Genomic DNA, 14297 nt, shown 5'->3' with positions numbered 1-14297 from the left:
TCCCTGTTTAATTTTTAGGACCTACTCGCCATTATTCTAAACCTGAATGATTCGTTAGTCTTCTGTTTTTTTAAAGACAAAATAGAATATTATAGCAAATTTGATACTTTCATAGTGACTGAGGACCCTCTTCTGTTTCAACCAGATCCAACTCGATAAAAATCTGCCTCTTGATTTCCTCGGACTCCCGCTCAACCACTTCATCAGTCTCAGCAATGAGGGCATCTCCGGGAACCTGGATATTCTCCTGCTTGATTCCTTGATGAATAAAGGCATGGAGCTTGTGAAAACACAACAATTGTACCAATAAATCATGACTTTTTTCCCGATAGCCTTCCTGGTCCTCCACCGGGACGCCCTCTAGAACGACTTCCAACCAGGACGAATGCTGAATAATTCTTTCAAGCTTGGCTATTTGGTTCTTCTTCATGACCACCTCGACTTGCACCCCGCCTTTCCAGCTGCGTTTTTTGACATTAAACACACAGTGCACTGAATCTGAGGCACCTTCAACGGCTTCAGGGCCGTAAAACAGCGTAATCCGAAATAGGGGAATTTGAGGCGGTGAGAGTAATGACATCCCGGATCTACTCGCTTCGTTAAAAGGCATAACACAAAATGAAGAATAGGCAAAAATTTGGCTTGAGCATAGCGTTTCAAGCCTACCGCATTTAGGTTGACACTCGTCAATCTTGAAAGATAGAGTCTTTTCAGTTGAGTATTTTCACAGTGAGCTGAAGGGAAAGGGGTTTCTCTATGTTCGGAACCATGGGGTTCTCTGAACTCATGATCATTCTGGTGATCATTCTGATTATTTTCGGGGCAGGTCGGCTCCCGCAAATCGGGGAAGGTGTGGGGAAAGCCCTAAAAGGCTTTAAAAAAGAAGTCGCTGATATCCCCCAACCTGTGGACCCCAATGAGCCACTACCATCTGCACTCCCGGAACCAGTACAGGCTCAATCCCAACCGACTACCCCCGTAGGCACCCCGACAAATCAACCATTCCAGCCTGGCCCCGAACAAACGCCGGGAACCACTGCAGCGTTACTTTACCAGGGAGCAGGGCCTCAGGTGGTCCAGCCTTCAGCTAAATCTACTGGGTCTTCTAATTCTCCTCAAACCACGACGGCCCCTTCTGCACCCCCGCCGATGTCCATGGAGGATAGGCAAGCGCAACCCGCCCCTATGGCTTCAAGGCAATACCCCGCTCTTCCTGCTGGGGCCCAAGCAAAGCCCGTGCTGAAGCGACCTGCCGCTGTTGTAAATAAACAGGCGGTGGCCCGTGTCCAAGCCCAACAAGCTGCAATGAAAGCCCAGACTTCCCAGCAATCCGGATTAGCTCCACGAGATATGCAATCCTTGGGAGAAGGTCTTGGAAGTGCCGTACGCACCTTCCGGGATGCCGCAGCGGATATTAAAAATTCGATCGATCCTCAAATGCGTACCATTCAAGCCGAACTGGAGTCTGCTGAAAAAGAGATGCAAGACTCCATCGAAGTAGCCAAAGAGCCTCTGACCCCCAAAGAACGTTCCGGATCTGCATAAACCTTTCTTGCTACCATTCCCTACCAGTCGTGCTACCCTTATCGGAGCCATTGGTTTCTTTGGACTCCTTGGGTGTGTCATTGAATCCCCACCTGAACCACCCGAAACCGTTACTGAACGACTTATTCCACTTCTAAACGATACTCAGCCTGATACTCGACGGACCTCAGCCTTATCACTTGGGAAAATTGGTGATCCTCAGAGCATACCAGCCCTTGTTCTCGCATTGTCGGACCCAGATGACCAGGTTCGACAATCAAGCGCATGGGCCTTGGGAATGATGGCCGAATCCTTATCAGAACAGTCTCTAGTTGCATTGGTTCAGCACCTTACGGATCCCTCCGATTCAGTCAAAAAAGCTGTGGTATTGGCCTTAGGTCGGACAGCGGTGCATGAGGAATTATTGCAGGTATTAACCGAGGCCTACGCTATTTCCACAATTGACACCCAAAGAACCATTATCCAATCTCTTGCTCACTTTGAATTTCCCTTTTCCTATTCGGTTTACCTCCAAGCTCTGGAAAGTCCAGATTCTCTCACACGTCAATCGGCAATTGCAGGGCTCGGTGAATTAGGCGATCCCAGAGGACTCCCGTTCTTACGCACCCATCTTCTCCAAGACCCAAGCGTGGGTGTGCGATCGGAAGCCGCGTTTCGTTTAGGCAAATTGGGAACCAGCGCGGATGTGTCTGCACTGAAACAAGCCATGGAAACAGACCCGACCCCCAATGTGCATTTTTGGTCCTCCTGGGCTCTTGTCCAAATTGATCCGAATACCTAATCTCCACCAATTTTTCCTGGTCGTCCTAGTCATTATTCTCTCAGATTTCCAGTCAATGCTCCGCCTAAATCAGAATTTTTCCATATTCAATGCGCCTGATTGAATACTCGAGATAAAGTTATTACAATTCGCCTTCTTTTTCTCAACGAGGCAAAAAAATGAAGAAAATCAAAATAAATCTGCTCATAGGCTTCATGACAATACTTTCGGGCGTGAGTTGTGTTTCAGACCCGGTGAAGTGGTACAAGTCTGGCACTTCCCAGGAAACCTTCACCCGTGATAAATCGGATTGCGAAGAAGCCTTGCTCTCAACAGGAAGCACTCAAAGGGACAAGGATATTTATTCCTTAGAAGGGTGCCTGGAGTCTAAAGGCTATACGGCTATCCCTCTTTCTTCTCAATAACGAAAAATCCAAAATTCGGTTTTATAGTAATCCTGGGGAGGATGGACTCTGGAGCTTTCGTAAAAAACGGCTAGTTTCTTCGGGGGGTGGACAATGTGTCGTTCTGATCATTTAGAATAATATGTTGATAGCTCAAGATTTAAGAACGGGTTAAATAAGCGAACAAGAACATGAAAAAGGTCCTTCTGGTAGATGATGATCTCAATGCTCGGAAAGCGCTTCGCCTGGTCCTGGAATCCCAACAATTAGAATGTATTGAGGCCAGCAATGGATCAGAAGCCATTGCGTGGTTATCCACCCACCGGGCTGACTTGATCATCTCCGACAATCAAATGCCGGTTCTGGCAGGACTAGATTTCATTGACCAAATCAAACTGCAAGAGAAAGATCCCATCCAAGCCCCCGTCATCTTGCTTAGTGGCCATCTGAAAGAACAGGATAAACATCGTGCGCGTCAGGCGGGAGTCTTTGCTATTTTAGATAAACCCTGTAATTTTAGCCAATTCCTGTCTATGGTTCAGCTCGCGTTGGACCAGTAAGTCCGGGCTTAGCCATCCTGCTCTTCTCCTTCAAACGGCATTCTCCCCTAAACCTTCATATCAGAAAAAACTCTCCTTATCTACATCTATAGCATTTCCTAATCAGTGCTCGACTGCCAATCCTTTAGCGGTATTTACCCATTAACCTTTTTCTCTATATCTCTTCACTAGGGTGATGGATTTATTTCCCGACAAAAATCCTCTCCCCGTCTTGGAAAGTGGTTGACCTAAGAAATCGAAAATTTTTCTCGTTGACCTTCGTCTTCAACAAAAGGAGTGATCTCATGCTGAAAATATTCGGAGGAATGATTATTGGGTCCCTCATGACCATGATACTCTTGGGCGGGGTATCTGCTGCTGACAAGGTCCTGGCGAATGCGCAAGCCTTATATTTCGCACAGATCCAGCGACCAGACACCATCACCACACTTCTCCTTCTTGTCTGTTTAAGTATCTTCCTTGCTGTTCTGACTCTATGGCCCGCCAAACCTGTTTTGGACACAAAGAAGATTACCAAACAATTGCGCCGGCACTGTTAGAAAATAAAAATCCTTTAATCCCAAGAATGCAAAACGATTAGAGGAGGAACAACGGCCACGGAGGCCCTATTCGACCTGAGACCTTCAATTGGACTCTCAGACAAAATTAATAAACCTGCCATTTGTGCACTAGGAGAACAAATCTGCGTTGATTTTCATTAATTTCTCAATAGGCATTTGTCTTAGCAGTGAAATAAGGAAGAAGCGCTTGAATCTCCCGCCTCCAATTCCTCATTCGAAAACCTGAGCATGAACAGGTTGCAGTAGGTTTTTGACCTAAGAACCGAATCAGACGGGGCCATTAGAGTGGAAAGGGATGGCCGCTGCCATTTTCAGGATGATATATCCAAACCATTTTTCTGCCATCACTATTTCTGCGCCACCCGCGCAGAACGTTTATTAGAAGTTCTATTTATACGATTAATCCATCCCCATTGGTTAAAAATAAGTCAATTTATCCCTCAAAAATTCCGAAATTTATGTGTACAGGCTTTTCCAAATGAATAAATCCTCTTCCACCTCACCCTTTTCACTCCATAATTCTCCATTAGCCCTCCAAAACCATTCTGACGGGAATACGACCAAACAATCCCAAGAAACTCCCTCCATACAGAAAAAAGATATCGTGGAACTTCAGAATCGCGCTCGTGAAGTCAAAAATCACGAACAGGCGCACATAGCAGCATCAGGAGGACTAGCCAAAAGTGGGGCCAGCTTTTCCTTTCAACGAGGGTCTGATGGGAAATTCTATGCTGTCGGAGGAGAAGTCAGTATTGACACTTCTCTTGTCCCAGGTAATCCGTAAGCCACCATACAAAAAGCCGAGCAAATTCGGGCGGCAGCCCTAGCACCCGCAGGTACTTCAGCCCAAGATGGGGCGGTGGCCGTGTCAGCCAATGCCATTAAAGCGGCGTCCCGCCAAAAAACGAAAAAAAATGAAGATGACGGGATTCCGTCTGAAAAACCAACCGATCCTTTGTTCTTTGGAATTGATGTGTTCGTTTAGTACCCCTTTATTCACTCCTCGTTCCAATCCCCACACTTCTCTCCCCTGAAAATTCCGTTGTTTTTTATTGGTGCCCTATCACAAAACCTGACCTACTAACCTTCAATAACCGTTTGATCGAACATATCTGCAACCTAGTCATTAAGCCCTGAAACTCGGCATACCTTTCCACCCACAAGAATCTCTTGCCCATCGTCGCCTCCCCATTGAATGCCTCCCCTTCGCTCCCTAAAGAACACCTTCCCTAGGACAATCTGAAACTTGAGCTCCCAATATGCTGACAATATCCTTTCCAACGAAGTTGGCAACGGACTTGCTCAAGCTTATGTCTCAAGATAAAGCCTGGAAGGCTTGTTCTTAAAAAAGCAAAGGTCCCCGCACGGATACATCCAAATACCCAAGCACACACAGAAAAAATTTAGCCTTGACCCATGGACAATATCTCGAACTGATGGAGATGAGGAGACCTATGAACATTCTGGAAAAAATGAAACATGACTGGAACGAACGAGCCCAACACCATGCCAGATTTTGGATTGCCACCGAGGCGTACCACACCGAAGAAAAGTTTACTCAATCAGGAAAAGACACTGCCCATGCCTTGCTGGCAACCCTCCCCGTCCCTTACCTACCGTCCTGGAAGGTTTTAGATATCGGATGCGGTATTGGCAGAGTCCTCAAAGCCCTCGCCTCCCATTTTGATCATTTAGTGGGTGTCGATGTCTCCTCTGCAATGATTGCCCAGAGCAAACAATGGTTAGCCGACTTTCCCCATATCCACACATATGAAACCTCTGGGGTGGATCTTCTGGAATTTCCTCACTCCTCCTTTGATCTAGTCTATTCCTACGTCACATTTCAACATATGCCTCGTCCTGTGTTTGAACGTTACCTGAGAGAAATCCACCGCGTCTTGACTCCTAATGGATATCTGGTCTTTCAACTGCCCATAGGCCATTTTCAAGACGTTCCTCTCGAGGACACCATTGGGATACGGTCGTATTCCAATCAGGAAATTGAAGAAAGCCTTGGGCGGAACGGCCTAGGTTTCCACCCATCATCCGATCCCGAATTCACAGAGTCATCTGACCCTCACAGCCACCGGTTCCGGCTGGCACAAAAGATCGGTCCAATAAGCCCTCCTGTCTCAATGGACTGGAACGAGTTGAAACAACCGCACTTTGCCTCTGAATTGGATATCCATCTTTATGCCATGTATGCCGACAATTGCGCGTGTGCAGGCAACTATCAAGAAGGCATTCAGACGTTGCAAATACTGGTCAATAAGAATCCCGCAAATCTAGAAGGAAGGTTACGGTTGGCAGCATTATTGATCGAGACCGGACAGCTACCAAAAGCTTTAGTCACCATGAAAGAAATCATTACCCTCCACCCTGGATACGAAGACGGCCATCGAACGCTCAGACAACTCCTTGAGAAATGTCCGAATCTAAATCCAGCTAGGATCCCTTCCCTATCAACATCCAGCCAGCATTCTCCGGCTGACACATCACGAGATATTCCTGCATTGGCAAACAGGGAATATTCAACCACTAAAGTCTGAACACAAAATAAACTAGCCACAGTGGCTCCCGTCAGGCGACAATGGGGGGATGTACATATTTGTGTAAATTTTGACTTTCCAATAGCCTTCCTTTTGTTATAATCATCTTCACAAGTCGTAAAACTATTCCTTTATCTCTCACCACCAAACTAGGAGGAAAGCATGGGGAAAAAACCATGGGCATTGGTGTCAACATTTTTTCTGGTCATGGGAATGTCAGGCATGGCGTTAGGAAATCCGCCAAACGATGGTCCAGGTTGCGGGTTAGGGAGATTGGCATGGGCAGAAACTTCTGTGAGTAAAAACAATATTGCCCCTCAGGTCATGATGGCCACAACCAATGGCACCTTTGGATCTCAAACATTTGGAATCAGTTCGGGAACTTCCGGTTGCACCAATGATGGGCAGGTTTGGGCATCAGAAAAGGTGAATGTCTTTGCGGCTATAAGTTTTGACAATTTATCTCAAGAAATGGCTCAGGGGGAAGGCGAACATCTCACGTCACTAGCCACACTGATGGGCATTCCTGTCGCCCAGCAGCCCGCGTTCTTTGCCATGACCCAAGAGAAATACACTACCCTCGTTCAGGCGGGTGAAACCTCTCCAAAGGCTGTGGTAAAAGCCATTCACGATGCCATGCTCGACCATCCCGTTTTAGCTCAAGCTTCAACAATCAAATAGATCCTTTCAGGCTCCGGCTGTCTAAGCCGGAGCCTTTTTTTCTTTTCCTTCCTGGCTTGTGGCAAACATTCTCCTTCTTTTTCTTGCATTGCTATTATTTCCCCTTGAGCTCAAGGCTCAAGCCCTCCCCTCTCCCTATCTGCAAGAACTCATTCAGCAAGCCATTGTAGACAAACTCCATCAGGACCGTTATTGGCGGCTCTTGCTCCACTACCATAAAAATTTCCTTGGGGGCTACACCAGCGAAGTTGATGACTCTGGCTTTTTCCTTTCACCGTATGGGAAAACTGATCCAGAAGCTGAATTACAAGCAACACTGACCTATTTTTTCTCTGACACATTAGTTGGTCGCTCCAAACAACCGGCGCAATGCGCCTTTGTTGCGCGATATCACTGGCTAAAAGAGAAACTACATTTTCAGGACTCTAAACTTCTTCCACATCCCTGTGAACGTTTTGTCAGTTGGCTTAAAGAACTCAATCCCGATTCGATTACTGTTATCTTTCCTTCAGCCTATATGGATAATCCCGCCTCGATGTTTGGGCATTCTTTTTTACGAGTGGATCAAAAAGGCCATACACCAGAAACAAATATCTTAGCGTATACAATAAACTACGCCGCGGAGGTCCCGCCTAATGCGGGGATTGAATTCGCGTACAAAGGGATTCTTGGAGGATACAAGGGGTTTTTCTCGACCATTCCCTATTACATGAAGGTCAAAGAATATCGAGATCTTGAGAATCGGGATATTTGGGAATATCGCTTGAATTTTTCACAGGAGCAATATCACAGATTGCTCATGCATGCGTGGGAATTAGGGAATGCCTATTTCGACTATTACTTCTTTAAAGAAAATTGTGCGTACCACATTCTCTCACTCTTGGAAGTGGCCGATCCCAATCTCCACCTGACCGACCAATTTCACTTTGCGACGATTCCTGCCGATACCATTCGCCTTCTTACTCGACAGAAGGGATTGGTTCAAATAATTTCTTATCGCCCAGCCCGCAGCACTCTCCTCAAACGCAAGAGAGAGGCATTAACAAAAGAAGAGACCTCCTTGTTCCAAAAACTCGTTCACGATCCTCAGGTGATAAGCCAATCCGAATTTCTTCAGTTACCACAAAACCGGAAAACATTCCTTCTTGATTTCGCTTCAGACGTCTTGAGATATAAAGGGACAATCGATCAAGACAAGGTTGAAGACTATAAGGCCAAAAATCGTTCTATCTTAGTTGGACGTAGTCTCATTCCCATCCCATCCGGCCCCTTTCCGGTTAAACCATTTTCCCTGTCTCCCGAACACGGACACCAAACACTCAGAGTCGGAGGTGGAGTCGGATGGAGAAATAATAAAACCTTTGAAGAAATTAACGTCCGAGGTGCCTATCATGATCTCCTCGACCCCGACCCAGGATACACCCAAGATGCCCAAATAGAATTACTTGATTTACGGCTGAGACATTATCACCATCAAAGCCTCTTTCGAGTAGAACGGTTCACCTTCGCCAACGTCCTTTCCTTAGCCCCCATTGATTCGTTGTTTTTTTCGCCATCTTGGAAAATCAATCTTGGGATGAATACCGTCAAGACATCGACCTGCGACCTGTGCTCTAACGGGAATATGAATGCAGGAATCGGAGGAGCCCTAGAAACTCAGGTGTTTCAACGGGAGGTCTTTTTTCTTTTCGGTGAGATGGATGCCAATGTCAGTGGCGGGTACAAAGAAAATCACCGTGTGGGGGGAGGAGTATCGGGCGGCGTAATGGCCACCCTCACTCAGAACTGGAAATGGCTCCTGTCAGCAGGATATTTGTATTACCCCCTTGGAGATCGATCGCATGATATCCCTATTTCTGTAGGGCAACGATGGACATTCGCCAAAAATTTCGCGGTCCGCGCCACGTTCACTCATCATGATCAGGACAATGAAATTTTGGGTGTATTTCATGGATATTTTTGATTCATGAATGCCATTTTTTCATTCCCAAGTCATACGATCCACAGCACCATACAACTCCCCAGAACTACTTAAACGTAATAGTTGAAAGCATGAGAGTTGCAAGGACCAGTTGAACGCCACATTAGAATATATACCCAATTCCACCTAAAAAATATTCGCTTCGAAAATTCAGGGAGAGTTGGTTCCAGTGGTAATTCACAGCACTGTATTTATACTCCCCAAATACAAACCAATTAGCAGAAACAACCAACTGAATCCCGCCAAATAATTGATATCCCGGAGCTGAACTCGTTTCAATATTGTGGTCCTTTCTGCCAGGAATATTCGAATGATGGAGGATCCCATTCGAAAGCCCCCCTCCTATTCCCACATAAGGCCGTGCATATCGCCAGGGATACCGCAGGATGAGATTGACCATCGAACTATAGGTGACAAGGCCACTCTTACCTTTCCCCGTTGCTGCACCATTTTCTTCGATTGGGAAATTCAAAGAGTTATTCTGTCCAAATGACTCCAGTTCCACTCCAAGATATCCGTTAAAAAAAGACGGGAATAACCCAACCTTCACTCCTAACCCAGTGTCACCATGAATTCTTTCATCAGTCACACCGCTCCCCTTAAATGAAAGGCCCTGGTTTAAGGGTTGAGTGGACATCCCATAACCAGCCAGATAAATTTCTATGTTCTCCAATGCATATCCGTTTGACGAAACAGAAAGAAGCATCAAGCCCATCAGGACTACTACGATTTTCATGCTGAACGTTCCAAATCGTCACTCGACAAAAACCCAGCTCCCGACCTTATGGCCAAAAAAAAGGGAGCACCCAGAACAATACTCCAGGTGCTCCCCGACAACATGAGAATCTCTCTCTTGGAAACCTAGTTTCCTCTCGCAATCGTACAAACTTCAGTATACAATCCCCATACAATATTCTTGTAGGAGGTATTCACATATACCAGCTTTGAAATTCCTCCATTGGCCATGGCGGTCTCAACACGTGTATCGCCGGAGGCCACAATGCCCAAAATTTGGTGACTACAAGCTGTTCCAGTTTTGGTCGCTGCCACACCGTTATCCAACACCAAGCTACCACCCTGCACATCAGTGTAAATTCCCGCAACAGCAAATGACGCATTGGGTTGCTGAAAACTTGCCGCACCCATACACCCTACGAGCATGAAACACATTAGCCCCACAAGAACCAGATTCACGCACTGTTTCATCGAAACCTCCTTGGTTAATTGTATACAAAACTTTTACCAAAACTTCGGTTACCCTTAAGTAGCGTATTCAAAAAATAATGTCAACAATACCCTATTTTGCTGCTCTTACAAAAACGCACTTTCTTCCCTAAAACTCTCAAAAAAGAAAGTGGCTTTCTCTATTCTGGATTTCACTGGCTAAAACTGTGACACCCCCTTTCCACACACCCCTCTTTTTTGTTTAGATGAAGGACATGACAAAAAAAAGAGTTTCCGATTCGTATGGCCGAATTTCATATGAGCATGTAAATGAGTTTAGAAGACGAATTTTGCGATATCATTAAAAAGGCTCGTTTTGGGCAGGGACTGGGAATTGAAACCCTGGCGGAATTGGCGGAAATGGAGCAGGCCGATGTGGAGCACCTTGAGAAAGGCCACCGACCTCCCACCAAAAGCGAAATTCATGGAATTAGCCAGGCATTGCACCTCCGTGTTGGCCCCCTGGTAAACCTGACTTTGGACGGATGGTTACCTCAGCCTCAACCGGAGTGGACGACTGAACACGATCTCGTTCAGACCATCACAGGCGACATTGGCGGGTATGAAGTCAAAGGCTATCTGTTAACTGATCCAGCCACCAACCAGGCCCTCATGATTGATACAGGATACAATGCCAAGCTGATGCTAACGAGCATCACCCAACGCGAATTGACCTTGATCGGCGTCTGCCTCACCCATGGGCATACGGATCATGCGGGAGGGCTGGAAGAGGTTTTGGCTCAATGGCCAGTGCCGGTCTATCTGGGAAACGGGGATTTCGACCTGCTCCCTTGGAGACCACCTGACGCCTCCATAAAAATACCAGCCGACCATCAGATGATTGCCCTGGGAGAGTTGACGGTTGAATGTTTGGCCACCCCGGGCCATACCCCTGGAGGATTTTGCTACCTGTTATCGCTCAAAGGCCAATCCCTGTGTTTCGTGGGAGATACGCTCTTTTCCGGTTCGGTAGGGCGCTCCAACCCTTTTTCCCTGTATCCACAGCATTTGCAATCCGTTCGCCATACCCTGTTACACTTACCAAAAGACACCGCCTTGTTTCCCGGCCATGGTCCCTCTACGACAGTGGTTGAGGAACAAGCGCACAATCCATTTGCCTGATATTGCATGTCAGACCAATTCCTGGCTTGGCATTCAATAAGGACGTGTTAATGGATCACGATTCGCCTACACCTTCAACTCCTTCGGAGAACAAGCCAACACCCCCACCTTCTCTGTTGAATCCAATTGCTCCCACCGATCCACTACCTTCAACCAACTCAACGGCTCCTCCGCCTCTGATCATGCCTATCTCCAAAGACGACATACTTCGAGAACGGACACTCAAAACTTCCCCACACGGAATAGATCATTGGCAATCACTTCAACCTGAACTACTCGACACTCGAGATGAGGTGGACGAATTCCTTCCTCCGACTCCCAGCGCCTTTTCTCAATGGGGACTTCCTATCTTGCTCTTTGGGCTCACCATATTCACCACACTCTGGGCAGGAGCATTTCAGGTGAATATAAAACCCGTCAATGGGGCCTGGGATTTTTTAATGCGCTATCCCGGCTCTTTAGTCAATGGGATCCCCTTTGCCGCAACCCTTTTAGGAATCCTCGTCACCCATGAATTCGGGCACTACCTCCTCTCCCGCATTCATCGTGTGCCCGCGTCCTTACCGCTGTTCATTCCCGGGCCTCCACACTTTATTGGTACCTTTGGGGCGGTAATTCGCATGCGATCGGCAATTATGAATCGTCGTGCGCTTTTTGATATTGGCGTTGCGGGTCCCATTGCCGGTTTTATCGCTGCGGTCGTCGCCATTATCATCGGACTCTCTTTCTCTCATATCGTCCCCCGATCCCAAACGTATGGGTTACAGTTGGGCGAACCTCTCCTGCTCCAATGGTTTGCCTGGCTCATGTTTGGCCCGATTCCATCCACGCACGATATTGTGCTCCATCCGATTGCTTTTGCCGCGTGGTTCGGGTTTTTCGTCACCGCAATTAATTTATTACCTTTGGGGCAATTGGACGGAGGGCATGTGGCATTTGCAGTGTTTGGTCGTCGACAACGCTCACTGGCCTTAGCCACGATTCCCATCCTCATTTATTTGGGCCTCACCGGATGGCCTGGATGGATTCTCTGGGTCGGTCTGGCTAGCCTTGTCGGCATAGCCCACCCGCCGGTAATTGACCCCGACACCGTCTTGGGCAAACAACGCCGGTGGGTCGCCTGGGCGGCCTTGGCTATTTTCATTGTAACTTTTGCTCCAGTGCCGTTTTCGGTTGGATGACAGACATGCTAGCCTTACCCCTGCAGTGGTTGTTCACGGCACATCACCCGTATTCCCCACCATCGCTTCCCTGCTTGCAGCCTAAGCCTACTCACGAAAAGGAACGGTCATCTCATGAGTGACTATCAATCCCAATTACGCACCTACATTCAAGATCAGCGCCCCAACTTTGAAGACCTTTTGGGTCAGATGGTGGAAGTGCCGTCAGTAAGTTCAGACCCTGAACATGCTCCCGATATGCACCGAATGGCGCAATTAGCCGTTCAATACCTGGAACGATTTGGAGGCAAGGCTTCCATCGTGAATACCAAGGGTTACCCAAGCGTGGCTGGAGAATGGGTGGCCGGGCGACAATATCCCAGTCTGACCATTTACAATCATCTAGATGTCCAGCCAGCACTAGAACCGGAATGGCGTCAGCCTCCCTTTGCCTTTAAAAAGGATGGCGATCGGTATTGTGGCCGTGGGGCAACGGATGATAAAGGCCCGGCGTTAACCGCCCTTTTCGCTGCCAATTTCGCAAGAGAAGCCGGTATTCCCTTGAATATTCGGGTCCTCTGGGAATTGGAAGAAGAAATTGCCAGCCCGAATTTTTCCGAGGTCCTTCAGAACCGTAGAGCCGTCCCACCGTCCGATTCGGTATTGGTGTCTGACACGATTTGGGTGGCGAAGAATCGCCCTGCCCTCTCCAGTGGGCTTCGCGGTTTGTTGATTGCCAAGTTGGTGCTTCGCACAGGGGAAACCGATGTTCATTCCGGTCTCACGGGCGGCGGGGCGCGCAATCCCTTGGCCGAATTATGTGACGCCGCCTATTCCTGCTTGGATGCGAAAACCGGACGCGTGAAAATCCCGGGATTCTACGATGATGTCGTTCCGCCCACTCGCACCGAAATGAAAAATTTTCTGGCATCAGGATTTCAGGTTCGCCTTTTTAAAGAGGCCTATCAACTACGATCGCTTCGAACCTCCGATCCTCAAGATTTACTCAAACGGATCTGGGCCGCCCCCACCTTTGAAGTGCATGGATTAACGGGTGGGCACATGGGCCCAGGCGTCAAAACCATTGTGCCGGCCTGGGGTGAACTCAAAGTGAGTATGCGATTAGTTCCGAATCAACATCCCTCAAAAATTTTCCGACTCCTGAAAAAACACCTTCGTGCCCGCAATCCTGATATTGAGGTGATTAATGATGGAGAACTGGAACCCTATCGTGGAATTTCCGATGGCCCCTATGCGGAGGCGCTGCAAGAGGCGGTAGCCCAGGGCTTTGGACGCCGACCGGTGTTTGTACGGGAAGGTGGATCGATCGGGGCCATTGCTGTGTTACAACGCGCCTGGAAGGTCCCGATTCTGTTTATGGGTCTCAGCCTGCCTGAACATGGGTACCATGCCCCCAATGAATATTTCGATTGGGGACAAGCTTCAGGGGGGATACAAGCCTTCGTCCACTACTTCGATCACTTGAGTCGGATGCAACCGGGAAAATCCAAGACCCGCCTCAAGCCGACAACAGGCTAAGATCCAGAAAAAGGAAGCTGAGGTGATGGTGGGCTTTGAAAATGCACGAGGGTTCGAATATAGACGAGGACATGACGCCGTTCATCGTCCGACAATTGATGACTCCAGCCACTCATGGCCGTCCTGGGAACTCCCTTAGCAAGAATTTCGAGGAGTTCTTCATCAGTTTTGATTGAGGTTGCTGCCGAGACTAAATTACCCGGGCGAGGGGC

16 protein-coding genes are annotated in these 14297 nt (G+C 47.8%); 12 read left to right on the top strand and 4 right to left on the bottom strand.

Annotation, left to right across the window (positions count from 1 at the left end):
- Positions 1–109: 109 nt before the first annotated feature.
- Positions 110–580, bottom strand: coding sequence for a hypothetical protein (locus AAH187_RS07335; protein ID WP_342347793.1), 471 nt, complete (start codon positions 578–580; stop codon positions 110–112).
- A 176-nt stretch (positions 581–756) separates the two neighbouring features.
- Between AAH187_RS07335 and tatA the strand changes: the two genes are divergently transcribed.
- From tatA to AAH187_RS07290, 9 genes are all read left to right on the top strand, one after another.
- Positions 757–1545 (top strand): twin-arginine translocase TatA/TatE family subunit, encoded by a 789-nt coding sequence (gene tatA / locus AAH187_RS07330; RefSeq protein WP_342347792.1) that lies wholly within the window; start codon positions 757–759, stop codon positions 1543–1545.
- A gap of 7 nt (positions 1546–1552) precedes the next feature.
- Positions 1553–2326 (top strand): HEAT repeat domain-containing protein, encoded by a 774-nt coding sequence (locus AAH187_RS07325; protein WP_342347791.1) that lies wholly within the window; start codon positions 1553–1555, stop codon positions 2324–2326.
- Positions 2327–2484: 158 nt separating this feature from the next.
- A complete protein-coding gene (locus tag AAH187_RS07320) occupies positions 2485–2730 on the top strand; it encodes a hypothetical protein (RefSeq protein ID WP_342347790.1) in 246 nt (81 codons plus the stop codon).
- Between the two features lie 170 nt (positions 2731–2900).
- Positions 2901–3269 carry a response regulator gene (locus tag AAH187_RS07315; protein WP_342347789.1) on the top strand — a complete coding sequence of 123 codons (369 nt, stop codon included), beginning with the start codon at positions 2901–2903 and terminating at the stop codon, positions 3267–3269.
- A 284-nt stretch (positions 3270–3553) separates the two neighbouring features.
- The gene (locus AAH187_RS07310) at positions 3554–3808 is read left to right on the top strand and encodes a hypothetical protein (RefSeq protein WP_342347788.1); all 255 of its coding nucleotides are present in this window, start codon (positions 3554–3556) and stop codon (positions 3806–3808) included.
- A 499-nt stretch (positions 3809–4307) separates the two neighbouring features.
- On the top strand, positions 4308–4613 hold the full coding sequence (locus tag AAH187_RS07305) for a putative metalloprotease CJM1_0395 family protein (RefSeq protein WP_342347787.1): 306 nt from the start codon (positions 4308–4310) through the stop codon (positions 4611–4613).
- A 670-nt stretch (positions 4614–5283) separates the two neighbouring features.
- Positions 5284–6378 (top strand): methyltransferase domain-containing protein, encoded by a 1095-nt coding sequence (locus AAH187_RS07300; RefSeq protein WP_342347786.1) that lies wholly within the window; start codon positions 5284–5286, stop codon positions 6376–6378.
- Positions 6379–6540: 162 nt separating this feature from the next.
- Positions 6541–7059, top strand: coding sequence for a DUF3015 domain-containing protein (locus AAH187_RS07295; RefSeq protein ID WP_342347785.1), 519 nt, complete (start codon positions 6541–6543; stop codon positions 7057–7059).
- Positions 7060–7117: 58 nt separating this feature from the next.
- Positions 7118–9022, top strand: coding sequence for a DUF4105 domain-containing protein (locus AAH187_RS07290; RefSeq protein WP_342347784.1), 1905 nt, complete (start codon positions 7118–7120; stop codon positions 9020–9022).
- Positions 9023–9143: 121 nt separating this feature from the next.
- Here the strand turns inward: AAH187_RS07290 and AAH187_RS07285 are convergent, their stop codons facing one another.
- Positions 9144–9776, bottom strand: coding sequence for an outer membrane beta-barrel protein (locus AAH187_RS07285; protein ID WP_342347783.1), 633 nt, complete (start codon positions 9774–9776; stop codon positions 9144–9146).
- 125 nt (positions 9777–9901) lie between these two features.
- On the bottom strand, positions 9902–10246 hold the full coding sequence (locus AAH187_RS07280) for a TRL domain-containing protein (protein ID WP_342347782.1): 345 nt from the start codon (positions 10244–10246) through the stop codon (positions 9902–9904).
- A gap of 288 nt (positions 10247–10534) precedes the next feature.
- Between AAH187_RS07280 and AAH187_RS07275 the strand changes: the two genes are divergently transcribed.
- The 3 genes from AAH187_RS07275 to AAH187_RS07265 all read left to right on the top strand — a co-directional run bounded on the left by AAH187_RS07275 (position 10535) and on the right by AAH187_RS07265 (position 14085).
- Entirely contained in the window at positions 10535–11386 is an 852-nt protein-coding gene (locus AAH187_RS07275) for an MBL fold metallo-hydrolase (RefSeq protein WP_342347781.1), read from the top strand.
- A gap of 50 nt (positions 11387–11436) precedes the next feature.
- Positions 11437–12567 carry a site-2 protease family protein gene (locus tag AAH187_RS07270; RefSeq protein ID WP_342347780.1) on the top strand — a complete coding sequence of 377 codons (1131 nt, stop codon included), beginning with the start codon at positions 11437–11439 and terminating at the stop codon, positions 12565–12567.
- 114 nt (positions 12568–12681) lie between these two features.
- A complete protein-coding gene (locus AAH187_RS07265; protein WP_342347779.1) occupies positions 12682–14085 on the top strand; it encodes a M20/M25/M40 family metallo-hydrolase in 1404 nt (467 codons plus the stop codon).
- Here the strand turns inward: AAH187_RS07265 and AAH187_RS07260 are convergent.
- Positions 14082–14297 (bottom strand): cytochrome c (locus AAH187_RS07260; RefSeq protein WP_342347778.1); only part of this gene is annotated, 216 nt, incomplete at its 5' end. The two genes, AAH187_RS07265 and AAH187_RS07260, sit on opposite strands and share 4 nt — an antisense overlap.

The organism is uncultured Nitrospira sp., from assembly GCA_902500695.1.
Lineage (GTDB): Bacteria > Nitrospirota > Nitrospiria > Nitrospirales > UBA8639 > Nitrospira_E.
This window is presented reverse-complemented; position numbering and strand designations above follow the sequence as displayed.